Source organism: Clostridioides sp. ZZV15-6598, assembly GCF_020657705.1.
Taxonomy (GTDB): Bacteria; Bacillota; Clostridia; order Peptostreptococcales; family Peptostreptococcaceae; genus Clostridioides; species Clostridioides difficile_F.
Genome location: NZ_JAGWCS010000029.1, coordinates 1 through 26,175, shown reverse-complemented (window position 1 = coordinate 26,175; position 26,175 = coordinate 1). Strand labels below are relative to the sequence as shown.

At 27.2% G+C, this 26,175-nt stretch carries 24 protein-coding genes; 1 reads left to right on the top strand and 23 read right to left on the bottom strand.

Annotated features, from left to right (window positions below; genetic code table 11):
- Positions 1 to 2: 2 nt before the first annotated feature.
- From dnaG to KGF50_RS07870, 21 genes are all read right to left on the bottom strand, one after another.
- Positions 3 to 1,829 (bottom strand): DNA primase, encoded by a 1,827-nt coding sequence (gene dnaG, locus KGF50_RS07970; protein ID WP_413926808.1) that lies wholly within the window; start codon positions 1,827 to 1,829, stop codon positions 3 to 5.
- A 228-nt stretch (positions 1,830 to 2,057) separates the two neighbouring features.
- Positions 2,058 to 2,843, bottom strand: a complete 786-nt coding sequence (gene aroF, locus KGF50_RS07965; protein WP_227847570.1) for a 3-deoxy-7-phosphoheptulonate synthase — start codon at positions 2,841 to 2,843, stop codon at positions 2,058 to 2,060.
- Entirely contained in the window at positions 2,824 to 3,330 is a 507-nt protein-coding gene (folK, locus tag KGF50_RS07960) for a 2-amino-4-hydroxy-6-hydroxymethyldihydropteridine diphosphokinase (RefSeq protein WP_227847569.1), read from the bottom strand. Before folK ends, aroF begins: the two co-directional genes overlap by 20 nt.
- Positions 3,323 to 3,688, bottom strand: coding sequence for a dihydroneopterin aldolase (gene folB, locus KGF50_RS07955; protein WP_227432804.1), 366 nt, complete (start codon positions 3,686 to 3,688; stop codon positions 3,323 to 3,325). Before folB ends, folK begins: the two co-directional genes overlap by 8 nt.
- Before the next feature lie 10 nt (positions 3,689 to 3,698).
- Positions 3,699 to 4,490 carry a dihydropteroate synthase gene (gene folP, locus KGF50_RS07950; RefSeq protein ID WP_227847568.1) on the bottom strand — a complete coding sequence of 264 codons (792 nt, stop codon included), beginning with the start codon at positions 4,488 to 4,490 and terminating at the stop codon, positions 3,699 to 3,701.
- A gap of 65 nt (positions 4,491 to 4,555) precedes the next feature.
- Positions 4,556 to 5,128, bottom strand: coding sequence for a GTP cyclohydrolase I FolE (gene folE / locus KGF50_RS07945; protein WP_003429416.1), 573 nt, complete (start codon positions 5,126 to 5,128; stop codon positions 4,556 to 4,558).
- 25 nt (positions 5,129 to 5,153) lie between these two features.
- On the bottom strand, positions 5,154 to 5,855 hold the full coding sequence (locus KGF50_RS07940) for a hypothetical protein (RefSeq protein WP_227847567.1): 702 nt from the start codon (positions 5,853 to 5,855) through the stop codon (positions 5,154 to 5,156).
- Positions 5,856 to 5,891: 36 nt separating this feature from the next.
- Positions 5,892 to 6,632, bottom strand: coding sequence for an aminotransferase class IV (locus KGF50_RS07935; protein ID WP_227847566.1), 741 nt, complete (start codon positions 6,630 to 6,632; stop codon positions 5,892 to 5,894).
- The gene (gene pabB, locus KGF50_RS07930) at positions 6,622 to 7,971 is read right to left on the bottom strand and encodes an aminodeoxychorismate synthase component I (protein ID WP_227847565.1); all 1,350 of its coding nucleotides are present in this window, start codon (positions 7,969 to 7,971) and stop codon (positions 6,622 to 6,624) included. Before pabB ends, KGF50_RS07935 begins: the two co-directional genes overlap by 11 nt.
- Before the next feature lies 1 nt (position 7,972).
- Complete coding sequence (locus KGF50_RS07925) at positions 7,973 to 8,557, bottom strand: aminodeoxychorismate/anthranilate synthase component II (RefSeq protein WP_227847564.1); 585 nt, start codon at positions 8,555 to 8,557, stop codon at positions 7,973 to 7,975.
- Positions 8,558 to 8,582: 25 nt separating this feature from the next.
- Positions 8,583 to 9,302 carry a polysaccharide deacetylase family protein gene (locus tag KGF50_RS07920; RefSeq protein WP_227847563.1) on the bottom strand — a complete coding sequence of 240 codons (720 nt, stop codon included), beginning with the start codon at positions 9,300 to 9,302 and terminating at the stop codon, positions 8,583 to 8,585.
- Between the two features lie 27 nt (positions 9,303 to 9,329).
- Positions 9,330 to 10,394, bottom strand: coding sequence for a CAP-associated domain-containing protein (locus KGF50_RS07915; RefSeq protein ID WP_227847562.1), 1,065 nt, complete (start codon positions 10,392 to 10,394; stop codon positions 9,330 to 9,332).
- Between the two features lie 158 nt (positions 10,395 to 10,552).
- Positions 10,553 to 11,362, bottom strand: a complete 810-nt coding sequence (locus tag KGF50_RS07910; protein ID WP_227847561.1) for a hypothetical protein — start codon at positions 11,360 to 11,362, stop codon at positions 10,553 to 10,555.
- 246 nt (positions 11,363 to 11,608) lie between these two features.
- Positions 11,609 to 12,475 (bottom strand): YitT family protein, encoded by an 867-nt coding sequence (locus tag KGF50_RS07905; protein WP_227847560.1) that lies wholly within the window; start codon positions 12,473 to 12,475, stop codon positions 11,609 to 11,611.
- 510 nt (positions 12,476 to 12,985) lie between these two features.
- The gene (locus KGF50_RS07900) at positions 12,986 to 13,675 is read right to left on the bottom strand and encodes an LrgB family protein (protein WP_227847559.1); all 690 of its coding nucleotides are present in this window, start codon (positions 13,673 to 13,675) and stop codon (positions 12,986 to 12,988) included.
- The gene (locus tag KGF50_RS07895; protein WP_227841475.1) at positions 13,668 to 14,039 is read right to left on the bottom strand and encodes a CidA/LrgA family protein; all 372 of its coding nucleotides are present in this window, start codon (positions 14,037 to 14,039) and stop codon (positions 13,668 to 13,670) included. Before KGF50_RS07895 ends, KGF50_RS07900 begins: the two co-directional genes overlap by 8 nt.
- Before the next feature lie 180 nt (positions 14,040 to 14,219).
- A complete protein-coding gene (locus KGF50_RS07890; protein ID WP_255654805.1) occupies positions 14,220 to 15,569 on the bottom strand; it encodes a tetratricopeptide repeat protein in 1,350 nt (449 codons plus the stop codon).
- 181 nt (positions 15,570 to 15,750) lie between these two features.
- Positions 15,751 to 16,344: a helix-turn-helix domain-containing protein gene (locus KGF50_RS07885; protein ID WP_227847557.1), complete on the bottom strand. Its 594-nt coding sequence runs from the start codon at positions 16,342 to 16,344 to the stop codon at positions 15,751 to 15,753.
- Between the two features lie 64 nt (positions 16,345 to 16,408).
- A complete protein-coding gene (locus KGF50_RS07880; protein WP_227847556.1) occupies positions 16,409 to 17,878 on the bottom strand; it encodes a VanW family protein in 1,470 nt (489 codons plus the stop codon).
- A 125-nt stretch (positions 17,879 to 18,003) separates the two neighbouring features.
- Positions 18,004 to 19,395 carry a UbiD family decarboxylase gene (locus KGF50_RS07875; RefSeq protein WP_227847555.1) on the bottom strand — a complete coding sequence of 464 codons (1,392 nt, stop codon included), beginning with the start codon at positions 19,393 to 19,395 and terminating at the stop codon, positions 18,004 to 18,006.
- A 164-nt stretch (positions 19,396 to 19,559) separates the two neighbouring features.
- Positions 19,560 to 19,808 carry a hypothetical protein gene (locus KGF50_RS07870; protein ID WP_413926809.1) on the bottom strand — a complete coding sequence of 83 codons (249 nt, stop codon included), beginning with the start codon at positions 19,806 to 19,808 and terminating at the stop codon, positions 19,560 to 19,562.
- A gap of 264 nt (positions 19,809 to 20,072) precedes the next feature.
- Here KGF50_RS07870 and KGF50_RS07865 point away from each other — a divergent pair, with 264 nt between their 5' ends.
- Positions 20,073 to 22,196, top strand: coding sequence for a peroxiredoxin (locus KGF50_RS07865; RefSeq protein ID WP_227847553.1), 2,124 nt, complete (start codon positions 20,073 to 20,075; stop codon positions 22,194 to 22,196).
- A 184-nt stretch (positions 22,197 to 22,380) separates the two neighbouring features.
- Here the strand turns inward: KGF50_RS07865 and KGF50_RS07860 are convergent, their stop codons facing one another.
- Both KGF50_RS07860 and KGF50_RS07855 read right to left on the bottom strand, forming a co-directional pair.
- Entirely contained in the window at positions 22,381 to 22,980 is a 600-nt protein-coding gene (locus KGF50_RS07860) for a ribonuclease H family protein (RefSeq protein WP_227847552.1), read from the bottom strand.
- A gap of 17 nt (positions 22,981 to 22,997) precedes the next feature.
- Complete coding sequence (locus KGF50_RS07855) at positions 22,998 to 26,117, bottom strand: helicase C-terminal domain-containing protein (protein ID WP_227847551.1); 3,120 nt, start codon at positions 26,115 to 26,117, stop codon at positions 22,998 to 23,000.
- Positions 26,118 to 26,175: the final 58 nt, after the last annotated feature.

Below are 26,175 nucleotides of genomic sequence, written 5' to 3'. Positions count from 1 at the left end.
CTCTACAAGCTTTTTAAAATTTTATTTATCTCAACTATTTTTAAAGCAATTTCCATAACTCTACCATCTACCTCTTTCATATCATTATTATTTTCTAATTCCTGTTGTTCTTTCAACAAGTTATTAATTTGTTCTTCTAATGAGTTCTTTCTGATATTTGTTATTATTCCTTCTATTTCTTTTGTGTTCTCTAAGTTTATACTATTCAAAGAAATTGAATTTAATTCTTTTAAGTATTCTTCGGATATGTTTAAACTTTTCAATTTGTCAATAGTTATTTTGTCCAATTCTTGATTTTTAATCATGTAATTTAAAATTTCTTTACTTTCATTCAATAAAAAATCACTTTCTTCTACCTTAAGTAACGCTATTTCTCTAATTTTTTTGTCTTCTAACATTATTTTTATTAGAGTTTCTTCAACTAATTGTTTTCCATCTTGTCTAACTTCGACTTTTTCAATTACTTTTTCTTCTATCTTTTTCTGGTTTTTGTTATTATATGGTTTATTGTAGTTTTTACCATATACTTCCCTTTTTATAGACTCGACATTAATATCTATTTGATTGCTTAAATATTTTGTATAAAAATCAATTTCTACAGGACTTGTCAATTGTTTTATAATCTTAGAAGCTTCTTTTGCAAACTTCACTCGTTCTTCATCTTTTTGAATATTGAATTCTTTTTTAAGATGATCTATTTTATATTTTATGTAGTGAGTAGAAACATCCATTGCCTTTTTATAATCACTAAGTCCGTACTTTCTTACAAATTCATCTGGGTCTTTAGAATCTTTCAAATCCAAAACTTTTACAGTAATACCTAATTTAATAAGTATATCTATAGCTCTTAAAGTCGCTTTTATTCCAGCTTCATCAGAGTCATAAGATATAATAGCAGTATCCGCATATCTTTTTATCAAAATACCTTGTTGTTCAGTCAAGGCTGTTCCAAGGGTTGCTACTACATTTCTTATACCATACTGATAAAGTGAAATTAAATCCATATATCCTTCAACTAAGACTATAGTTTTATTATCTAAATTTTTTCTAGCAAAATTTAGTCCATATAAGTTTTGTTTTTTATTAAAAATTAATGTGTCTGGAGAATTTAAGTATTTTGGTAAAGAATCATCTAGTACTCTTCCTCCAAAGCCAATTATATTTCCTCTATAATCAAATATAGGAAACATAACTCTATTTCTAAATTTATCATAGCAATTAGTTCCATCTCTATTTCTTGCAATTAGACCGCATTCCAGTAAATCTTGTTTTGTATACCCTTTATTAATAAGAGTATTCATAAGAGAATTCCATGAATCCAAAGAAAATCCTAGACCAAATTTTTTAATTATTTTATCATCTAATCCTCTAATCCTTAAATATTCATACCCAAGATTTTTACTTCCTAATAAGTTTGAAAGATAAAATCTAGCAGCTTCTGTATGAATATCTTGAAACTTTTTAGATTTCTCTATTTTCATTCTAGTTTCTTCATTCATGTTGGTATTAATTTCTATACCGCATTTATTTGCTAAAATTTTTACAGCATCCATAAAATCTAAATTTTCCATTTTCATGACAAAATTTATCACATCTCCACCTTCACCACAACCAAAACACTTATAAATTTGTTTTGATGTATTTATATAAAAAGATGGAGTTTTTTCCCCATGAAATGGACATAATCCTTTATAATTAGCTCCAGATTGTTTTATACTCATATATTCAGATATTATACTTGCTATATCACATCTAGCTTTTATTTCTTCGATAATGTCTTTTATATCATTCATATTATCACCTTCTGGTGTAATTTTTTGTGTTAACATTTCTATTCTACACTATATTCTAAATTTGTCAATCACTCAATATACAGAATTCGACTTTTTTTATTGATATCCTTCTTATTAATCAAAAAATTTTTATTTTTTATGTTAATTCCATCAATATTAAATTTTTATTTATGTCAAATAATCTAACTCTTAAATTATATATCTATTAACTTATAAATTTACATCAAAAACTATCACGAATAAAAAAGAGGCTCTTGCCTCTTTTTAATAAACACTAATTGATTTCATCAAATCTTCAAATTCATCAAAGCAGAGAGATTGAATCCCATCTGATAGAGCATTTTCTGGGTCTGGATGAACTTCTACCATTATTCCATCTGCTCCACATGCAAGTGATGCCATTGACATAGGTTTTACTAAATATCTAACTCCAGTAGCATGACTTGGGTCTACTACAACAGGAAGTCCCGTTTCTTTTTGAATAATTGGTACAGCAGCTAAGTCTAATGTATTTCTAGTATAATCATTGTAGGTTCTTATACCTCTCTCACACATTATAATATCACTATTTCCTTCTATTGCTATATATTCTGCTGCACCTATCCATTCAGTAATTGTTGATGCGATTCCTCTTTTTAACATAACAGGCTTATTTTGTTTTCCGATTTCACTTAAAAGAGTAAAGTTTTGCATATTTCTTGAGCCAATTTGAATTATATCACTGACACTATATAATTCATCCATATCCCTTATATCCATAAGTTCTGTAATAACAGCTATACCAACCTCTTCTTTAACTGCTTTTAATATTTCAAGACCTTCTTTTTTTAATCCTTGAAATGAGTTTGGTGATGTTCTTGGCTTATATGCTCCTCCTCTTAAAATATTTGCGCCATGACTTTTTACAAATTTAGCAGTCTTTAAAAGTTGCTCATAACTTTCTATTGCACATGGCCCAGCTATTACAAGTTTATCTTCTTTTACAGTTATTTTTTTATTATTTGTATTTATCACTATCTTTGAATTATCATTAAATAGGTTTTTTCTCATAACCTACAAGCTCCTTTACTTCTTCTATTTCTTTAGCAGATAGGAGGTTTAAATATTCTTTTATTGATTTTTTATTTATTAAAAGTTCCTCATTCAAATCCATAAGTGGTATCAAAACAAAAGCTCTATCTTGAATCCTTGGATGTGGTATTAGTAATTTTTCATCAGTTGAAACTACATCATTAAAAAATAGTATATCTACATCGATAGTTCTTGGACCCCAATGTACTATTCTCTCTCTATGCAATTCTTCCTCTATTCCTTGACAATATTCTAACAACTCATAAGGTTCAAATTCTGTTTCTATCTCTACACACATATTTAGAAAATCTGCTTGTTCTGTATATCCCCATGGCTTTGTTTCATATAATTTTGATTCTTTTACTTCATATATAGAATCACTATTTCTCAAAAGTTCACATGCTTTTGATAAATTATCAAATCTATTGCCCATATTAGTCCCTATTCCCAAATAAGCCTTATTCATCTCTTGTTCTCCTTATCTCAACACCAAAGTAGTCATAAATTCCATTTACAGGAGCTTCTGGCTTTCTAACCCTGACCATAACTCCATTTACAAGGTTAAATTTATTTAAGACTTCTTCAGCAATATTCTCTGCCAAAGCCTCCAAAAGATTAAATTGTTTATTTTCTGTAATATCCTTAACAACACTATAAACTTCAGCATAGTTTACAGATTTATTTATATCATCACTAAGTCCTGCTTCTCTTGAATCAACATAAAGTTCCATGTCGACAAAAAATTTCTGACCCAGAAAATTTTCTTCTTTAAGTACACCATGATATCCATAGAATCCTAGATTACTAAGTAATATTTTATCCATAATACTACACCTACTTTCTATATATTGCATCAGTCATTTTAGCTGCCATTAAATTTTCATAAACATCATGCACTCTAACTATATCTACACCATCTCTTATTCCAAGTACAGTAGTAGCTATTGTGCCTTCCAATCTCTTTTTAGGTTCAACTGGAAGTACTTTTCCTATTACTGATTTTCGAGATGTACCAAGTAAAATAGGATAGTCTAATTCTTTCAATTCATTTAATCTTCTTAGTACTTCTATATTTTGCTCAAATGTCTTCCCAAACCCTATCCCTGGATCAAGAACTATTTTTTCTTTTTTTACACCACAGTCTATTGCCATTTCTATGCTCTCTTTAAAGAAGTCTTTTATTGACTCCATTATATCTTTGTCATAGTTTGTCCCATCTTGATTATGCATTATACATACTTCTGCATCATATTTTCCTACTACAGAAGCCATGTTCTTATCTCTTCTAAGTCCCCAAACATCATTTACCATAGTGACACCTAATTTTAGGGCTTCTTCTGCAACATCTGCCTTGTAAGTATCTATTGATATTGGTATATCTAATTCTTTTTTAAGTTTTTTTATCACAGGGATTACTCTTCTTAGTTCTTCCTCTGAATCCACATAGTTATGACCTGGACGTGTAGATTCACCACCTAAGTCAATTATATCAGCACCTTGTTCAACCATTTCTTTTGCATGTTTTATTGCTATGTCTAAATTACTAAAGTCTCCTCCATCCGAAAAACTATCTGGAGTTACATTTAATATACCCATTATATAAGTTCTTTTACCATAATCAAACACAGTTAATGACACTCCCTTAAATTAAAATTTATATCTTATCAAACATTATTATCTACAATAATTTACTACTTCATAGTAATTAAGCTCATAGCCTCAGCTCTTGATGCAATATCTTTTTCAAATATACCTCTAACTGCTGATGTAACAGTTTTTGAACCAGGTTTTTTTACACCTCTCATTGTCATACACATATGTTCAGCTTCCACTACTACTAAAACACCATAAGGTTGTAACTCTTCCATTATTATATCTGCTGCATTTTTAGTAATTCTTTCTTGTAGTTGAGGTCTTTTTGCTAATGTATCTATTACTCTGGCAAGCTTAGAAAGTCCTGTAAGTCTTCCACCTTTTGGTAAATAAGCTATATGTGCCTTTCCGAAAAAAGGAACTAAATGATGCTCACAGCATGAATAAAATGGAATGTCTTTTACTAATACTAACTCTTCATGCTTTTCATCTGCAAAAAGAACTTTTAAATGGTCTCTTGGTTCTTCACTAAGACCAGAAAATATCTCTTCATACATTCTAGCAACTCTATTTGGAGTCTCTATTAAACCTTCTCTATCTGGGTCTTCACCAATTGCTTCTAATATTTCTCTTACTGCATGTTGTATTTTTTCTTTATCTACTTTATTCATTTAAACTCCCCCCATTGACTCGTGACTAGAAGATTAATTTTATAATCTTTTTTGTCTCAATTTCTTTAAAAATATAATTATAAACATCTAAAAGTTTTTGATAGTCATAATTTTCACTTACCTTTGATACTAGGTTAAAAAGCTCATTATTTTCTTTTTTCAAAACTTTTAGCAATTTTTTATCTTTTGGTACCCATTTATCATTTATATTAAAGTACCCAATTATTATATCTTTTAAATATAAATTCGTCAAAAAATGATATTCAAAAACATCAAATTTTTCTTTATTTTTCAACTTTGATATTTTTGTTCCTATATCTTGTTTCAAAAAAGACTTCTCTTCTAAAGACAATTTACTAGGACCCTTTAAGTAAATATCTCTGCTCATATCTTTTATAGTATTGGATATATTCTCTATATCAAATAGAACTTTAGCATCTTTCATCTCTTTCACAAAGAAGTACTCTCTATCTGATAATAATTTTTTTACACCCTCTTTTGAAAAGTAATTTATATCAAATTCTATTCCCTTTTGCTCAAACAGTACTCGCTCTTGTTTTTCCCCTTCTTTTACAAAAACAAATACATCAATATCATTAATTTCTACATCATAAAAACTAAAATCTACATCTTTACTAGAACCCACTAAAAATACTGCTAACGTATTTGGATTGTCTATTATTTTTTTAATATTTTCACTATATACTTTATAAGTATGACTTACCATCTCTTATCTCCAATAAATTGTTAATATTTTAATTTATTACAAACACTCTATTATTTTATTAAAAACAACATTTTCTTTGCCAAATTCTGTCTTGTCAATTTCTGTAACTTTCATCGCTCCCATAAGACTATTTGTGACAAAAACAAAATCAAAACTACTAATTTCTGATATGTTAATTTCATTTTCCACCAACTCTATATGTAATTCGTCACAAATCTTTATAATCCTTTTTTTAATTGTTCCATTCAAAATTGGTAATTTACTACTGGGTGTATATACTTTACTTCCTCTTATAAAAAATATATTGCTCATAGAACACTCCAAAATTACACCATCTGAATTTATAAATATCCCATCATTATATCCATTCTTATTTGCAATATTTTTAGTATATATATTTTCAAAATAATTAGTAGTCTTATGTCTATAGATTAAGCTATCACCTCTAATTATGGGTGATATAGTCAATTTAAAACCTTTATTATATACTTCTTTATTATATGGAATTTCTCTAATAGATATATTGTAACCTTCATCAAAAACTGTAATCCTAAGTGCTTTATTAATAATATTTTCTTTATTTATGTATTTAACAATTTCATCTATTAGGAATCTCTTTTCATAATTTATATTCAAATCCAAACATGTTATTGAATTGAGCATCCTATCTATATGTGTATTTAAATCTATAGCTATACCATCTTTAATTTTAATAGTCTCAAATAACCCAATTCCAAATTTACTCAAGCTACTATTAAAGCTTAAATTATTCTTCATAATATCCCCTCAAGGCTTTCATTATAGATTTTGCTTTATCTAGTGTTTCTTGGTATTCTTCATCTGTGTCAGAATCCCAAGTCATACCTCCTCCAACTTGAAAGTATACTTTTTTATCTTTTTTTATTATAGTTCTAATTGCTATATTAAAATCCATATCACCATTAAAACCTATATATCCAATTGAACCAGTATATACATTTCTCTGTGTTGGTTCCAGTTCATCTATAATTTCCATTGCTCTAATTTTAGGTGCTCCTGTTATAGAACCCCCTGGAAAAGTTGCTTTTATTATATCCGTAGCACTCTTATCATCTTTTAGTTCCCCTACAACTGTTGAAACCAAATGATTTACATTTGCATAAGGTTCAATTACAAACAACTCTGGAACTTTGACACTTCCAGTTTTAGAGATTCTACCAATATCATTTCTTTCTAAATCCACTATCATAAGTAGCTCTGCTCTATCTTTTTCACTATTTTTAAGTTCCTCTTGAAGCTTTAAATCTTCTTCCTTATTTTTACCTCTTGGTCGAGTGCCTTTTATTGGTCTTGCCTCTATTCTTTTATCAATACATCTTATAAATCTCTCTGGAGAATTTGATAATATATGTGCTTCTTCAAAATTTAAAAATGCTCCAAATGGTGCTGGACTAAATCTTCTTAAATCTCTATATAACTCAAAACTTGTAAGTTCTGTTTCTCCGCTGAACCTTTGTGTCAAATTAGCTTGATATATGTCACCTTGTCTTATGTACTCTCTAACATTTTGAACTGCATTTTTAAATTCTTCCTTTGTAAAGTTCGATTTAAGTTGAATAGGTTTTATATCTTTTTCTTGATAACATATATTATCTATTCCTTTTTTCTCTTCTCTCAATATTTTTTCTTCTATATCAGTTATTATTTTTTCTTCTACTTTTATATCTATCTCTGGAGTGGCTATGTAAGTTTTTTCCTTTAAATGGTCTATTACTATAACATGGTTATAAAATCCAAAATACATATCAGGCATCTCAATATCATCTATAGCAGTTCTAGGTAATTTTTCTATATAATTTCCCAAATCATAAGACAAATATCCTACAGCTCCACCTATAAATGGTAAGTTAGTTTCATTTGTAACTTTATATTTATCTAATTCTTTTTTCAAATTTTCTAATGGATTTTCATCAGTATTTTTATATCTTAACACTTTAAATGGCTGGCTACTTATAAAAGAATATCTTCCTAATTTTTCTTTGTCCATAGCACTATCTAATATAAAACTATCCTTTTCATTTCTAAAAATAGTAAATATCTCAAAAGAATTTAATTTAGTTTTTATTTCTCTTATCATTTTATCTATGTATCCTTTCCCTAGCTTCTTTTATAAAGTTTTTCAGCATTTCATGACCATACTCTGATAAAATAGCCTCTGGATGAAATTGTACTCCTTCTATTAAATACTCCTTATGTCTAATTCCCATTATTTCACCTTTATTTGTTGTTGCGGTAACTTCAAGTTCTTCTGGAACTGTATTAGAATCAATTATAAGGGAATGATACCTAGTGACATTTAAGGGATTTTTAAGGCCACTAAAAACTCCCTTATTAACATGGTTTATACTGTATACCTTTCCATGAACAGGCTGTTGTGCTTTTATGATATTACCACCAAAAACATGTCCAATAGTTTGGTGACCTAAACAAATTCCTAGTATAGGCTTCTTACCTTTAAAGTATTCAACAATATCTATACAAATTCCAGCTTCTTTTGGAGAACATGGACCTGGAGATAACACAATTACCTCTGGATTTAGTTCTTCAATATCTCTTAATGTTATTTCATTATTTCTTTTTACTATAACTCTTTCCCCCAATTCTTCTATGTATTGCACCAAGTTATACACAAAAGAATCGTAATTGTCTATCATGAGAATCATACTATAAATCTCCCCCCCAAAAAAATTATTTCATTAATTCAGAAACTGTTACAAATTTAAATCCCTTTTCTATCATTTTTGGAATAAATATATCCAAAGCTTTAACAGTATCATCAGTTGCATAATCATGTAAAAGTATTATATCTCCATTTTGTACCTTATTAATTATTTTATCTGCGATACTATTAGCTCCAGGATTTTTCCAATCCCTCACATCTACTCCTGTCCATAAGACTACTTTATAATCATGCTTTTTTGCAATTTCTACTAAATCCTTTTCTCTGTAACTCCCAAATGGTGGTCTAAATAATGTAGGTTTCTTTCCAGTAACTTTCTTTAAAATTTCTTCACACTTAACAATCTCCTCTTCAATTTGACTAGAAGTTAAATTGCTTATATCAGGATGATTAAAAGTATGATTTCCTATTTCATGCCCTTCTTTACTTGCTCTTACCAATGGTTCTTTATACCACTGCGCATGTTTTCCAGCTATAAAGAATGTAGCCTTTACATTATACTTCTTTAACACATCCAAAACTTGACCAGTTTCTTTAGGATGAGGTCCATCATCAAAGGTAATTGCTATTAGTTTCTTTTCCCTTGAACCATGTTTAATTAAAATATTTTCATTTGTGTCCGTCATCAAAGCAGAAACTTTACTAAAATTAGCTATTAGTATTATTCCACAAAACAAAACTACTGCTATTAAACACTTAAATATTGTCTTTTTTTTCCCTGGTGTCATTTTTAAACTTCCTTTCAAATATTTTAGTTATTTATAAAAATTTTGAGTGTAGTACGTTTTATAACTTCCTCCAAATATTACTCCAACTCCAATATTATTATAATTCCCCAAAATATTTTTTCTATGTCCTTCTGAATTCATCCAAGCTTCATGTGCATATATTGCATTAATCTGTCCTGCTGCTATGTTTTCTCCTGCTGAAGTATATATTATTCCTTCTCTTTTCATTCTATCAAATGGAGTTTCATCTTTTTTATTTATATGGTCAAAAAAATTATTATCTCTCATATCTTCACTGTGTTTTCTTGAACTCAAAGTAGCTTGTTCACTGTATCTTAGTGAATTCAATCCTCTTTGATTTCTAACACTATTTACAAGGTCTATAATTTCAAATTCAAAACATTTTTTAAGTTCTTCTTTATCAGTTGGATATAATTCTTTAAACTCATCTTCTGTGCTTTTATCAATTATTAAATATGAACAAACTCTATTTTTTTCATGAATATCGTAGAAAATTGTAATATATTTACCTTCCTTATTTATTATATCATATTGATTTTCTGAATTTATTATATATCTAGTATTTCCTTTTTTCTTATATTTTAATGGAGTAATCTTGTTTCTTACTGTCTGTCTATCTTGATTTATTTTTATATCTTTATTTTCACTTGAGTCCATAGAGTTGCTGTAAAGTGCAACTACTTCATCATTTTCAATACCAACCATTGCAAAATCTTTTCCATATTGATTGTATATATACCAGTCAAATCCATATTCACTAGTATCAATTCTACCTGGCTTACCAATATTAGCTAAAACTTGATTTAAGTTTTCTCCTAAATTTAGTTTTTCAAAATTTTTTATATTAGTCTCGTTTAAATTATGCTCTCCATTATTATCTAATTGTGAGTTTTGATTTTTATCATCTTCCTTTTTCTTTGAATTATCACTTAAGTTTATTTTGTCTAAAAACTCATTCCATATTTCACTTTGAAAAAATTCTTCCTTCAAATCATCTACTTCTCTCAATAATTCTGGACTATAAAATAAAACAATAAGTATTACTAATACTAAAGCAATTAATTTTTTCAATATATTCCTCCTTTAAAAAGCTTTACTAAAAATTTCTAATATATACATTATCATGTATTAATACTGATAATATATACTAATTAAATCCCATTAACATATATTTATATTTTTTTATTTAATAAGTATTATAAAAAAGCTTTACCTATTAATAGATAAAGCTACAATCTTAATGAAAATATTTCATCTAAAGTTCTATCAAAGATAGATGGCTTATCAAATTTCCAAGTTCCTTCATAAACCAATTCATTATTTAGATAAAAAGTACCTTGGCCATGTTTTTTACCATGCATAAACTCTCCTACATACTTCTTTCCCTTTTCCCATATGTAAGTTCCTTTTCCATGAATCAAATTATTTTTCCATTCTCCTTCATAAAGTATTTCTCCTTCACTAGTATAGCAAATACCATATCCCTCCATCTTCCCACCTTTAAATTCTCCTGCATATATACACCCATCATTCCACTTATAAATGCCTTTTCCATCTTTCTTACCATTCTTCCAAGTTCCAATGTATTCATCTTTACTATTATAGAGCATATTCCCAATACCATTCATCATGTCTTCCTCAAAATAACCTATATACTCATTACCGTTTGAAAATACAAAATTTCCTTTTCCATTTTTTTTATCTTGTTTAAATTCTCCTATGTACTCCATATCAGTTCCTTCATCTACAAAAAAGGTATATGAGCCTTGCCCTTCCATCTTTCCTTCTAAAAACTTTCCTACATATACATCTCCATTAGAAAATTTATATATTTTGTTTTTTGGCTTTTTTGTATCAACATCGTCTATATCACGAATTGTTTTTCCTTCTAATTCCAAAACTTCACTTTCTGATGCAAAATCGCCCTTTTTTAAAACACGTTTTTTCATATTTTTTATGCTTTTAATCTCTTTATTTACTTCATTTATATATTTTAAATAATTATCATACAAATCAACATATTCTTTAGATAAATTCATAATGCCATTCCTCCAACGTTATTCATAGATATTTTATTAAATCTATTAAATTTATTATATCCTAATATTGGTCATGTTTTCTACATATTGAGTAATTTTTTCAATTTTAATTTTAAAATAATATCTTTGAAAGTGATACACAAATAGTAAATAAGCCATAATTTATTATATTTTAAAATAAAGGAAGCTGAGAACTATAATATATAAATTTACATATTATAAATCCTCAGCTTATATTTTTATAGTTTATAAGTCTTTTGCTTTAAATCCTCTTCCTTTTACCTCTGTAACATCATTTACAGATATAAATGCTTTTTTATCATATTTTAAAGCTATATCCTTTATCTTTGGTATCTCATTTGATGAAACTATTGTATATATAATCTTCTTTTTCTGATGAGTGTATGCACCCTCTGCATCTAAGAAAGTTACACCTCTAACTAAACTTTTCATTATGTCTTCTGCTATCAAATCGACTTCAGTTGACATTACCATAACAGATTTTTGATAATTCATTGCATCTTTAATAAAAGTCATTGAATATGCATTTAGAAATAATCCTATGAGAGTATATAATGCTAAATCCAAGCCAAATAAAAAACTTCCTGTAAGCACTATTAAACCATTTATTGCTAAAGCAGTATCTTTCATCTCTATATTTTTCTTAATTTTTAGTATTGCAGCTATGATGTCTGTACCACCTTGGGAAGACCTAGTTCTAAATACAATACCAACTCCTAAACCAGATAATATACCTCCATACACACTTTGAAGTAATATATCATTGATAGGTATGATATTACTTACTTCCTGAGTTGCACCTAATAATAATGAAAATACAATCATATTTAATAAACTTGAAATACAAAATTCTTTTTCTAGGTATATAAAACCTAAAATAAATATTGGAATATTGATTAAAAATGTTAATAGACCCACATTGATATTTGTCAAATAGTTTATAGATGTTGCTATACCTGTAGCACCTCCACTTAATAGATGTGCTGGTCTTAAGAACCCATTTATTCCTATAGATGTCATCAACATCCCCAGTAGCATTGTTAAATATCTTAAAGCTGGATGTTTTTGTAGGGTATTCTTAACTTCACTCATTTCTTTCTCCCTTCAATCCTTCTAAATCTTTAGAATTTTAAAAACTTACTTTTATATATATTATTACTGATGTAATAGATAATATTTCAAGCAAATTTTTTCATAGAATTTCTTGAACTGTCATCTATTACATCATCTATTATAGTACCTTTTATATATATGTCTAGTGTATTTTTTCATATTCCAAAATTTCAAAGTACTTAAATTCTCTCATTTATGCTTAAAATTAAAATTCTTCTAGCACAATATGATACTATATATTATGTAACTTGCAATATAGTAAATTTATAGTATTTTTTCTTAAATATTTATTTTTATAGTATTTTAGTAAACTTAACCATATAATTCTTTATTCACAATTAATTCTTAAATGAAATTTTTGTTTTTATAATTTCAGCACATGATTTTTTTATTTCATTATTTGCATTTTTTTCATTCAGTTTTTATTTTTAAATTTTTTTATTTTATTTTGTTTTAAGTATTCAAGATACCTATTTTTATTTTATATTTTTATATAAAATTCATTATAATTGGGATTAATATTACTGTAATTGTACCAGAAACCCCAATAGAAACTCCACTCATCGCTCCTTCTACTTCTCCAAGTTCAAAAGCTTTAGTTGTCCCCAGAGCATGTGCCGATGTCCCAAGTGCAATTCCTTTAGCAACTGGATGATTTATATTTCCAAGTTTAAATACAGTAGAAGCAACCATACCACCAAAAATACCTGTAAAAATTATAGCTACTACTGTTATTGACTCTACACCATTTAAAGAATTTGCCAAAGATATTCCCATTGGTGTTGTTATAGATTTTGGAATAAGTGAATTTATTATACTTACATCTGAATTAGCTATTTTACCAATTACTAATACAGATACAAAAGAAATTATTATGCCACAACCTATTCCTATAACAATCTCAAGCATATGCTTTTTAAATAATTCAAACTGCTTATAAAGTGGAACTGCAAGCACTACTGTAACAGGTCCTAAAAAGAAATTTATGCTATCTGCTCCTATCTTGTAGTTTTCATACGGAATTTTTGTTATGCTTAGAAATAATATGATTCCTACAATCGCAATTAACATAGGGTTACATATAGGATTATTTGTTTTTCGCTGAATGTATCTACCTAAATTAAAAAATACAATTGTTATTATTATGCCAAATACTGGCGTTTGTAATACATTATACATTCTTTTGTCCTTCTTCCTTCTTTTTTATCATCTTTTCCACTATAATTCCAGTGGTATACATTACAACTAGTGTACTTAGACATATAACTAACAAAAGTACCAATACATTTTCTTTTATTAGGTCTAGTGATTTTATAAGTGATACTCCTGCTGGTATAAAAAATACAGCCATATTATCAAGGAAAAATCCACTTATATTTTCTATACTACTTAAATCCAACACTTTAAATTGTAGCAATAGGAATAATAATAGCATGCCAACTATACTCCCAGGAATAAGTATAGCACCTTGTATAAATGAGCTTATATACTCTCCTATTACCCATATACATAAAATTATTACTAATTGATTGAAAACTTTCATTTTCCACCTCCAAAAACTAAAGAGATTGTTTCAAACCATATATTTGTAGTTTTATCAACAAGCAAATATCTTTCTTCAAATAGAAAGTTATGATTTAATACAATCTCTCTTTAAATTTATTTTTATTTTAATTTAATAAAATACATACTTGGTTGTTTCAAAAAACTTAATTATATAAATCTATTTTTTGCTTAAAATTTCTTTTATTTTTGAATTGTTATACATACTGTCTGGAACTTCACTTCTTAAACTATAAAAAGTTTTTTTTGCATTTTCTAAATCTCCATTATCATAATAAAGCATGCCTAACTCATAGTATGAGTCATCATAGTACTGGTCATTTTTAGTATAAGTATTTATATACTTCTTATAATACTTTATAGCTTCATCCTTATTTCCCAATGCTTTATTTGTTATTGCTAATTGATATATTGATTCAGAAATATACTTTTTAGTTTTGCCTGAAGAAACTATACTTTTAAAACTATCTATTGCTTTTTCATACTCTTGATTTTTCTTTAAGTCCAAAGCCTTATAGTATAAATCTTCCTCATTAGCTACAGTTATTTCTTTTTCTGGTTCCTTATTTTTAGCTTCATCTAACTCTTTACTTGTTTTTTCCAATTCTTCATTTGTTTCACCCAGTTTTTTGTCAGTTTCATTTAACTTCTCATCTTTCTTACTTATTTGATTATTCAAGGTTTCTATTCTCTTTTTACTTTGAATAAAATATACACCCATTGCAATTACAATACAAGCAACTACAATATATGGTAATCTATTTTTCTTTTTCTTTTTAACTCGTTTTTCTTCTTCTTTTTTACTTGTATCTTCTTGTTTTTCTTCTTCTTTTTCAAATACTGGATTATCTTTATCTATCTCTTTGAGTCTGTCCAAATATCCTTCTCTTTTTTTTACATTACCTAGCTTATCATACAATAAAGATAAAATTACATATGGTTCTATTAGTTGTGGTTCTTCCTCTACTATATTCTCCAAAATATGTATTGACTCATAATTCATTTCTTCATTTATAAACCTTATAGAATGATTGTATCTGCCTAAAAATGTTTTAAAGTCCTCAGATGAAATTAAATTAACATATTTCCTTGATATATGATTATTTTCATAACATAGAGCAGTATAAAAACTCTCAAATGCTTTAGCAAAGTCGCATTTTAATAACTTTAGAAGCCCTCTAAGATTTAATATATCAATATCTTTAGGATTTATTTCTAAAGCTTTATTTACCATATTAACAGCACTAGTTATATAGTCTTTATATGCTAAATCCAATGCATTATTGTACCTCTTATATGATTCTAATTTTAACTCCTTTGATGTTGTGTCTGACTTTGACTTCAAAGCTCCTTGTAAATTTAAAAGTGTCTCTTCTTTATAATTTGTAGTCACATAACTTTGTTTTAATGCTTTTAGTGTCTCATCACCATCTTCTTCTTCTATGTTAAAAAAAGTCAAATCGCTTTTATTTTCTTCTATCAAAGATATATCTAAAATTTTTCTAGGCATGTTTTCTATATCTTGTTTTATATCTTTCACTAAAATAATACTCACCTCCACTTCAAAATATATATTTAAGATAACATATTTAATATGTCAAGTCAAAACTATACATTTTTTGCCATTATCCTCATAATAAAAAAGGTAATCCAATTCTTTTTATGAAAAGGTTACCTTTTTTACAATATTGCTAACTTTTAATGTTGAATTTTTTTACTTTCCTATAAAGTGTAGCTATACCTATATTCAATGCTTCTGCTACTTTTTTCATTCCTTCTGTATTACTACCATATTTTTTGATAGCATTTTCTATAGCTTCTCTTTCAAGGTCATCCATAGTCTTAACCTCTTGTTTATATAGTTCATCCAATTTAAAAGATATTAAATCAGACATACTACTTACAAAAGCGGTTAACTCCTTATCTTTTGAAAGTATCTTTTCTTTTTGCTCTTCATTAAATGCAGCTATACCCAATATTCCAAGTATGTGTTCTCCCATTTTAACAGGAGTACATATATCTGCTAACTCTTTACAGTTTTCTCTATTTGCACATTTATTACAGTTCTCTTCTATTTCCTTATTTATAACATAGGATTTTCCATCTTTTAAAACAAGAGAATACACAGATTTCTCTGATATTGTTTCTCCTATTTTACCTCTGAATATTCCTGTTCCTGCTATCCTAGTCAAATCTTTTGTAACTAAAGTAACATCTACATCTAACACATTAGAAATATTCTCGCAAATACTTTGAACGTAATTAGTTATATTATTTAAATTCAAAGTAATCCCTCCTATTTAGATTTATATTTTTTAATACTCTACATAAATCCTATTCTTGAGAACTTTAAGCTTGTGGTTGTGGTTGTGTCTCACTAGGTTTATTATCAGTTGGTGGTGTTTCTGGTTTTGGTTTATTATTCGTATTTTGGTTATTTGTATTTTGATTATCTTTATTTTCATCTGTCTTTGGCTTTTCTTCTGGTTTTGGTTCCATAGTTCCAACTAATATAATACCTTCCTTCTTAGGATAATATGAATTAGCTATTTTTTCAGTTTTAATTTTCTTGCCATTTGCATCATTAAATGTTCTATATGTTGATACAGAGTATGCATTTCTTCCACTCTTATCTACTTTTTCTTTTCCTTTAGGCATTGAAGAATCATTGACTCTCTTCATTGTAGTTTGTGAGACGCCATCTAATTTTGTTGATATTGTTATATTTTGTTTATCCTCTGCACTTCCATATATATTGCAAACAATTTGATTTCCTGAAACGTAATTTTTTATGTAAATTGGATGCTTAAGATTGTTTTTAAATAAGAAATCTATTCCGCTGTCTGCAACAGTAGCATCTCTTCCTTTTGGAACATAACTTGATGGTATTGTATGATTTTTTACATTAGTAATTTCTAAGCCTGCATATAAAACAGAATTATATAGTGTTGATGAAACTTGACAAACTCCTCCACCATAATCTTCTTCCATTTCTCCCTCTACTATAACAGGAGCACTTTTATATCCATTTGCTTTGCTTCTTTTTCCTGTAAGTTCATTAAACGAAAAAGTTTCTCCTGGCATAAGTAAAATATTACTTATACTATCTGTTGCTAATTTTATATTTATACTTCTATTTACTTGAGAAGTTTTAAATGTTGTTGCATATTTACCTAAATTTGTGTCTATATTAGCAAGTTGCTCTTTTTTTATTTTTGCTGGAGTAGCTTTTACTACTAACTTATTTGTATACTTCCCTTTTTTTACTTGACTATCAAAACTATTCATACTCTTAGAAATATCCATTTTAAGTCCATCAGAATCTGGCACAACTTTTACCTTTTCACTACTTATATCAATCGTTGCATCTTTTACCTCTACATCTATTTCTTTAGCTATCTTTTCCATTTCTGTTTTTAACTTATTTTTATCATAATTTGTTACTACTACTAAATCACTCTTTTTACCAAAATTTGCTAAAATAGTTTTTGATAGGTTGCTAAAGAAACCATTCTTTCTATTTAAATTATATGCATTTTCTACAGTTTTATCCAAATCAGCAGATAAATTTAAGTCTTGACTTTTAACTTTCCAATTTCTATCGTTGTAGTTAAATTCAACATTATCTAAATTGTATTTTTTAACTAACTCCTGCTTAGCCTGCGATTTAGTTAATCCTCCAATACTTATGCCATTAACATATGTGTTTTTTGCTATTTTCTCCCCTTTGAACTGCATGCACATTATACCTACAAATACTACTAATAATAATGCTACAGCTCCAATAGCTATAACTAGCTTTTTGTTCACATTAATCATCCCTTACTTCTCCTTACAATAAAATTATTTATATATACACCTACTATTATATTACTACATAATACGCCTTAAAAACCCAAAAACTTTTTAATTATATAATAATTTAACATTATCAATATAAATAACTAATATTCACTTAATCCTTTTTCTGATATAGAATATATTTTTTCATTGTATATGTTGATAGCATAAACTTCTTTTCCTCTAAATAATCCTTTATTCACTACAGCATAATAATAAATATTTTTTTGTTTTCCAAACAATTCTTCTAAACTTTTTTTACTTTTCACATATTTATCAGCTTTTTCTATATCCAATATATCAATCTTTTTATATTTATTTTCTTTTTCATCAAGAGTATTAGTCAACACAAATTTAGCTTTATCTTTAGTAATACCAAATTGATAACTTCCATCTTCTAATATTCTAAAATATCCTTCTCCATAATCTACCTTATAATCTTTTTTGCCATCTTTATACGAATATAAATCTTTAGTTTTTGCGCTTATTAAAACCTCATTTATTAATTTATCATACTCATATACCTCAGCATAATAGTATTTATCGTTTTTTACCATTTGTGGAAGTGAGTTTATAGATAGATTTGCCTTTTCTTTCCCACTTTTTTTAGAGATTATATTTATAATGTCGTCAGATGTTAAAGTATACAATGATAAATTCTTTTTATATTTCTTCTCTAAACTTTGTATCTTTTCATCATCTGAATAGTCTTCTTTTAGATAGTCTATATACTGTAATGCTTTCTCATAATCACCAGAAGTGTTTGCTTCTTCTGCTTTACTTATATAGTAATCATACATTTCTTCAACACATTGCTTTTTAGCGTTTTGAGCTAGGTTGTAATATTTTTCGTCTTCTTTTAATACTTTATTATATTTTTCAATAGCATCATAATACTTATATATTTTTTGGTCTTTTACTGCAGATTCATAAACATCTCTAGATTCCTTAATTGTTTCTACATTTTGTTTGTATACATCTAAATTACCACCTATACCATTTAAAATTGAAATAGTATTTATGTAAGCAATTGCCACATTGTAAGTAATATTTTCTTCTTTATACATTTCTCCAACTCTATCAGCTTGAGTTATTAAATCATCTACATTTATATTTATTTTATCTAATGATTTTACTGTATTTATTAGTCCAATAAAACTTTCTTGACTTATATCTCCATCTAAATATTTATCACCACTATTTAATAATAATTTATTTATTTTTTTAGAAACGGATTTGTTAAACCTTTCCATTTTTGAATCAGAAAACTTTTTATCTACACTTGCATAGTAATCTACAGCAATAGAGTATTGTCTTTTCTCTACAATTTTTAACAACTCATTTGCTTCATTTCCTACACTGAATTCATTACTACTTAAGAAAAATACTATGATTAAAACAAGTACACCTAATGCTGATAATGAAACTGCTACTATAGATTTTCTTTTTTCATCAATAAAATCTACAGTTTTTTCAAATAAATCTCTAAAATTCATTATAGTTCCCTCTCTATTTAGCAATATTTATATTTATGATAAACTAAATTTCTTATTGGTTATTATATCATAATTCCTGAAAAAAAATAAAAACACAAGTTAAATCGTGTTTTTATTTTACCTACCAATCATTATTTTATACATAAATATTTCCTTTACATAAATTATGATATCTTTCTTTTTATATCCCTAGAATGACTTTTTTGTTTTTTATTAGCACTGACATTTTTCATTCTTGTTGTATGTATAGTTTTGTTAGCAAATATTTTTCTAGCATTGCATAAAACAATTCCTGTAGTTAAGCATACTGTAAGCACACTCGCCATTAAAAAATAATAATCCAATCCTACATGTACTCCCATAACTGAATTTATTAATACTAATGCAAAAGTCATTGCAAAACATATCATCATGGAGATAACTAAAATTCTTAGAATTTTTTTCAATTCAATCACCTCGTATAATCACTAATATTGACACTACCCCTTATCCATTACTATACCAAATTAGTAAAAAAATAGCAATTATTATTGTCATTTATATTACGAAAATATTAAATATTTTTAATAAATATCTTTTTTTGACATTAGTATTCCTTCATTTTAATAAAATAGTAACACTAATCTGTGCTAATTAATAGAATGAAATAAATGATAATTTATTGAGGGGTGATTTACATGCCAAATTTGCCAAGTTTAGGATCCAAGGCTCCTGATTTTAAAGCCAACACAACAGATGGCCCTATTAGACTGTCTGATTACAAAGGTAATTGGGTTGTTTTATTTTCACATCCTGGTGATTTTACACCAGTTTGTACTACTGAATTTTTATGCTTTGCTAAATATTATGATGAATTTAAGAAGAGAAATACGGAATTAATCGGCCTAAGTGTTGATAGCAATAGTTCTCATTTAGCTTGGATGTACAATATGTTTTTACTTACAGGTGTAGAAATCCCATTCCCTATCATAGAAGATAGAGATATGAGAATTGCCAAATTATATGGCATGATATCAAAACCAATGAGTGATACATCTACTATTCGTTCTGTATTTATTATAGATAATAATCAAATATTAAGAACTATTCTTTATTATCCATTGACTACAGGCAGAAATATACCAGAAATACTTAGAATAGTAGATGCTCTTCAAACTAGTGATAGAGATAATGTAGTTACTCCCGCAAACTGGTTCCCTGGAATGCCTGTTATTTTACCATATCCTAAAAACTATAAAGAGTTAAAAAACAGGGTAAATAGTTGTAATAAAAAGTATTCATGTATGGATTGGTATTTATGTTTTGTTCCAGATAATTACACAGATGAAGAATATACTAAAAATATTGAGGATACTTATGGTTGTAAAAAAGAACATACTAAAAATATTGAAAATGATTACGAACAAGAAAATATTAAATGTATAAACAAAACTCATGACCACAAACAAGAATGCAATAAGGATGTTAAAGATAGTTGTAATTGTGAACAAAAACATACTAAAAATACTAACAAAATTCATAACTCCAAACAAGATAAACTTAAAGATAAATCCTGCGATGAAATAAAATACAAATATGATAAATGTAGTAAAGAGGATAATAGCTATGATAAATGCGATAAAGAAGACAATAGCTATGAAGATTTCTATAAACAAAATTACAAAAATTATGATTATACAAGTGAAAAAAATTCTAAAAAAATAGCTATGAAAACATTAAAAGACTCAAAGAAATTAGTTAGACCACAAATAAATGACCCATATAATCCAATAGTTGAAAATATAAATTGTCCAGATATAAATCCAATTGTAATGGAATATGTTCTTGGTAATCCAACTAATGTAGACGCACAGTTATTAGATGCAGTTATTTTCGCATTTGCTGAAATAGACCAATATGGTAATTTATTTATTCCTTATCCTAGATTCTTAAACCAATTACTTGCACTTAAAGCTGAAAAACCTAGCTTAAAAGTAATTGTAGCCATTGGTGGTTGGGGAGCTGAGGGATTCTCTGATGCAGCTTTGACTCCTACATCTAGATATAACTTTGCAAGACAAGTCAATCAAATGATAAATGAATATGCTTTAGATGGAGTTGATATAGACTGGGAATATCCTGGAAGTAGTGCAGCTGGTATAAAGTCAAGACCTCAAGATAGAGAAAATTTCACACTTTTACTAACAGCTATAAGAGATGTTATAGGAGATGAGAAATGGCTTAGTGTAGCTGGAACAGGAGATATGGGATATATAAACTCAAGTGCTGAAATAGATAAAATAGCTCCAATAATAGATTATTTTAATCTTATGAGTTATGATTTCACAGCAGGTGAAACAGGACCAAATGGTAGAAAACATCAAGCAAACCTTTTTGATTCAGACCTATCCTTACCAGGATATAGTGTTGATGCGATGGTTAGAAACCTTGAAAATGCTGGAATGCCTTCTGAAAAAATCCTTCTTGGTCTTCCATTTTACGGAAGATTAGGTGCTACTATAACAAGAACTTATGATGAACTTAGAAAAGATTATATAAATAAAAATGGATATGAATATAGATTTGATAGAGTTGCTCAGGTTCCATATTTAGTTAAAGATGGAGAATTTGCAATGTCATATGATGATTCATTATCTATATTCTTAAAAACTCAATATGTGCTTAAAAACTGTTTAGGTGGTGTATTCTCTTGGACATCAACTTATGACCAGGCAAATATATTAGCTAGAACTATGTCTATTGGTATAAATGACCCTGAATTGTTAAAAGAAGAACTTGAAGGTATTTACGGTCAATTCTAATTAGATATAATATAAAACTTTATAATTTTGCCCTATAAAAAAGCAGATTGCATTATATTAAATGAGCTGTATTTAATTGATAATAATATCAATTATTTTGAAATCAGAAACTTATCTTATTATAATACAATCTTGCTTTTTTTATTATAAGTAAACAATTTTTTAACTGTATACTAATTTATAATTATAGACCAATAGCTTTTTTGGCCAACTTATCAGCTTCTTCATTGTATTTATTTCCAGAATGGGCTTTAACTTTCATAAATTTGACATTTAACTCAGTTTTGATACTATCATAAAAGTTTTTATATGCTATAGTTCCTTCTTTGTTTGTTTTCCAAACTCCAGTGCACCACTTTTCAATACCTTCATAATCAAAATATAAAATCAGGTTTTGAATATTATTATCAATACAGTACTGCATTGCAATTTTAGAAGCTTCTATCTCACCAGCCACATTTCTCATACCTACTAGAGTTTGTTCTTCTCCCTTTTTACTATAAGTTTTTATAACTTCATTATTCTTTAGAATTACAACACCTGAACCATACATCTTTATGGAATGCTCATAACTACCATCAACATATGCCTCTATAAATTCTTCATCTTCCTTAAATATTGGTTTTGTTACCCCATAAACATACTCTTTTGCTTCCTGTAATGTAGCAAAACTCTTGTATTCAGCTCCTGAAAATCCATTTACTTGTTTTTTACACTCATCCCATGTATCATATATTCCATTTTTTTTGCCCTTTTTTACAGCATAAAACTTTTGTTTTGCCAAATATATCACTCCCACCATTAGTTTTTATGTTTTTCTCTCATAAATACATCTAGATTTATCAGGTAATTTTTATCAAAATATTTTACTTTCATATCTTTATTTTCAATATCTATATGATATACCTCTCCTTTTACGGCTCTTTGCCTTATATTTTCATTGATATCTTTTTTTATAGTATTTTTATCAACTTCATCATTATCTATTTTAGTATTGACCTGTAATGCTTTGATAGTATCAAATATAACAGATTTTAGTATTCGACTTCTAGATTTATTTAAGTGTTGTTTTGCATAATTATAAAAATCATTACTATTCATCTTTAAAATTTTACAACCATGCAAATCTTGCTCTAGCCTTTTTAATGTGCTTATATTAGTACCAACATCAAAAATCACAAAGCATCCATAATCATATTTACTTCTTAAAAGTCTTCCCATAGCTTGCTTTACTTTTATAGTCATCTGCGGATAATTTATACTATAATAATCTATATCATACTTCTTCATTATAGTATAATACAAAGGGTCTTTAGGGTTTAAATTAGGAAGCTTGTCCAAAGTTACACATACCAAACCATCGCCTGGAATATCTACGCCTTCAAAACATCCTTTTGAACCAAGTACTACACACTTTCTATTCAAATCATTAAGATGTCGAACACCTTTTTTATTAGCATAAATTTCTAAATTTAAACCATGCAAGTATTTTTTTAATATCTCATAAGTTTTTTCTTGTCTATTTTTACTATTAAAAAGAGCTAATGTATGTCCTTCTGTAATACGTGATATATTCGATATAATTTTACTTATTTCATTTGGAAATTCAGTATTTTTATACTCACAAATATCAGAAAATGCGACTACAGAAACCATATTCTTATAATCAAAAATTGGTTCTATAATTTTTTCTATATTCTTAACCCTATCTATTCCCAATGTATTTTTAAAATAAGACATATTTTGAGATAAACTTAAGGTTGCTGATAAAAATATTCCTTTCTCTAACTGAGATAAAATATTTTCTTCAAACAAATCTGCTATTTTTAATGGAACTACTCTAAATTCAAAATCATTATAATTCTTTTCAATTTCAACTATTCTTGCATAATCGTCATTCTCATCATACTCCAAGAAAATTTCAAAAACAATTTTTATATCCTCTAAATCTCTTGTCTTTGCTTTTCCAAACTTATATATATCTGCTTCTTTATCTATACTATCATCATCAATATTCCTATAAATTACAATTATTATTGAAACTAAATTTTTTATTATTTTTTCACAACTTAGTTTTATCTTTTCACTATACAATCTATAGCTAACTTCAGTATCTATATCATCTTTTTTTACTTTCCCTGCAACTTCATCTATTTGTAAATTTAACTCCCATCTTAGATTATAATTGCTTATATTACCATATTCACTACAATTTCCAAATGCTAATATTGAATCTATTTCTTCAAGAATAAGATTTATGCTCCTAGCAATCTTTTGTTTATCTTTTCTTTCAATTTTTAATATATGATAAAACTTATCAAAAGCCTTTATTTTCTTCATGTTTCTATTAGACTTTTTATACATAAAACTGCTATCTTGTATAAATTCATAAGGATAAATTTCTTGTAATAAGTATCTTAAAGACTTTGAATTTATGATACTTGAAAAAAAATCATACCCTTTTTCAGTTAAATTATGTGCCTCATCTACTATTATGTTTTCTAAAGGCTTTTCATCTTTATATGGCCATTTAGCTAATAAAGAGTGGTTTATTACTGTTATATGTTCATCTTTTAACTCTTCTGTCCTGTTTTTATATAGACAATCTTTTTTACATTTTTTAGGTTTACACATATTTGGGTCACAACTTATATTTCTTAAGTGAGTATTTATTTCCTTGAAGTTATCTAGCACCCAATAATTTATTTCTTCTATATCTCCATATTTACCACCTTCAACTAATCTTTCTAAAAATATTAAAGATAATATTTCTTCTTTAGTGGGTTCTTGAGACTCATAATCTGCTATATATGCTTCTAATCTATCTATACATATATAGTTGTTTTTTCCCTTTATATATCCATAACTTACTTTACCATTTAACCCTAAAGAATTTAACACATTTGGAATATCTTTATTTATCAATTGTATCTGCAATTCTTTTGTATCAGTAGAAATTAGTAATCTTTTTTTGTTAATTCTAGCTTCTAATATAGCTGGCAATAAGTATCCGACACTTTTTCCTATTCCTGTTGGTGCCTCTATACACGCAATTTTTTCGTCATCTTCACTATTTCTAAACAATTCTCGTATTGCCTTAGTAAGCTCATACTGACCAGGTCTATATTCATATGTAAATCCTTCTTTACTCTCCCAGATATGCTTATATTTCAATAATTCTTCATATTTCTTTTCTTGCTCACGTAAAATTTTTAAAGTTTCTTTCTCTTTTACATTTTCTTCTTTTGGATTAAACTCCTCATATTTTTTTATAATACTTACATCATGAGATAAATCATAGTTTGCCTCTTCTAAAAATTTACTCCATTCCCATTTTCCAAGATTAAACTTATTTAGATATGAATTTATTTTAAAACTTAATGGTTCCAAATTAGTTTTCTCATGATTATTAAACCTTATTAAAAGAGAATTTACAATATTTATAGTATCAATAGCATCTGATAAAGCTCTATTCTTGGTCTCAGATTTATCGCTAGTTAAAATACTTTTTAAATATCCTAAACTGTAATCCTTATGATATGGCTCTAAAATGACTGCCAACTCAATTGAATCAATAAATTTATTTTTTAGCTTTGGCATATAGTACTCAAAAAACTTTCTTTTAAAACTTAAATCATGACATATAATCAGACTATCTCCTACAAAATTTCTTAACTCTTCTTCTACCATTTCTAGATTAAAGGCGTCTTCTAAATCATTTTTTTTAAGATTATCACATAGCGAAAATACTTCTATTGGCACTTCAGCTTTATTTTTTATTAATGATTGATATGTCTCAGCTTTCCAATCTTTAATTTTAACAGCTCCAACTTCTAAAATTTCTGAATTTAAATAGTCTAATCCACTAACTTCTATATCTAAAAAAACAACATCATTCAATATACTTATTATATTATCCATTTTTATATCCCTTCAAGTTAAACCGATTTAACTTCTGCACAATAATTGCTCCTTATAT

Coding starts and splice junctions, on each gene's coding strand:
- pabB (WP_227847565.1), bottom strand. CDS start 7,971: ATGATAAGAGAAATAAAAACTAAATTAAATTCTTTTGAGATATTTACT.
- KGF50_RS07905 (WP_227847560.1), bottom strand. CDS start 12,475: ATGAGTGAAGTTAAGAATACCCTACAAAAACATCCAGCTTTAAGATAT.
- KGF50_RS07855 (WP_227847551.1), bottom strand. CDS start 26,117: ATGGATAATATAATAAGTATATTGAATGATGTTGTTTTTTTAGATATA.
- aroF (WP_227847570.1), bottom strand. CDS start 2,843: ATGAGAAAAAACCTATTTAATGATAATTCAAAGATAGTGATAAATACA.
- KGF50_RS07890 (WP_255654805.1), bottom strand. CDS start 15,569: ATGCCTAGAAAAATTTTAGATATATCTTTGATAGAAGAAAATAAAAGC.
- folB (WP_227432804.1), bottom strand. CDS start 3,688: ATGGATAAAATATTACTTAGTAATCTAGGATTCTATGGATATCATGGT.
- KGF50_RS07920 (WP_227847563.1), bottom strand. CDS start 9,302: ATGACACCAGGGAAAAAAAAGACAATATTTAAGTGTTTAATAGCAGTA.
- folE (WP_003429416.1), bottom strand. CDS start 5,128: ATGAATAAAGTAGATAAAGAAAAAATACAACATGCAGTAAGAGAAATA.
- KGF50_RS07935 (WP_227847566.1), bottom strand. CDS start 6,632: ATGAAGAATAATTTAAGCTTTAATAGTAGCTTGAGTAAATTTGGAATT.
- folK (WP_227847569.1), bottom strand. CDS start 3,330: ATGAATAAGGCTTATTTGGGAATAGGGACTAATATGGGCAATAGATTT.
- KGF50_RS07900 (WP_227847559.1), bottom strand. CDS start 13,675: ATGTATAATGTATTACAAACGCCAGTATTTGGCATAATAATAACAATT.
- KGF50_RS07870 (WP_413926809.1), bottom strand. CDS start 19,808: ATGATGATATGTTTTGCAATGACTTTTGCATTAGTATTAATAAATTCA.
- KGF50_RS07940 (WP_227847567.1), bottom strand. CDS start 5,855: ATGGTAAGTCATACTTATAAAGTATATAGTGAAAATATTAAAAAAATA.
- dnaG (WP_413926808.1), bottom strand. CDS start 1,829: ATGTTAACACAAAAAATTACACCAGAAGGTGATAATATGAATGATATA.
- KGF50_RS07895 (WP_227841475.1), bottom strand. CDS start 14,039: ATGAAAGTTTTCAATCAATTAGTAATAATTTTATGTATATGGGTAATA.
- KGF50_RS07880 (WP_227847556.1), bottom strand. CDS start 17,878: ATGATTAATGTGAACAAAAAGCTAGTTATAGCTATTGGAGCTGTAGCA.
- KGF50_RS07925 (WP_227847564.1), bottom strand. CDS start 8,557: ATGATTCTCATGATAGACAATTACGATTCTTTTGTGTATAACTTGGTG.
- KGF50_RS07875 (WP_227847555.1), bottom strand. CDS start 19,395: ATGAATTTTAGAGATTTATTTGAAAAAACTGTAGATTTTATTGATGAA.
- KGF50_RS07865 (WP_227847553.1), top strand. CDS start 20,073: ATGCCAAATTTGCCAAGTTTAGGATCCAAGGCTCCTGATTTTAAAGCC.
- KGF50_RS07910 (WP_227847561.1), bottom strand. CDS start 11,362: ATGAATTTATCTAAAGAATATGTTGATTTGTATGATAATTATTTAAAA.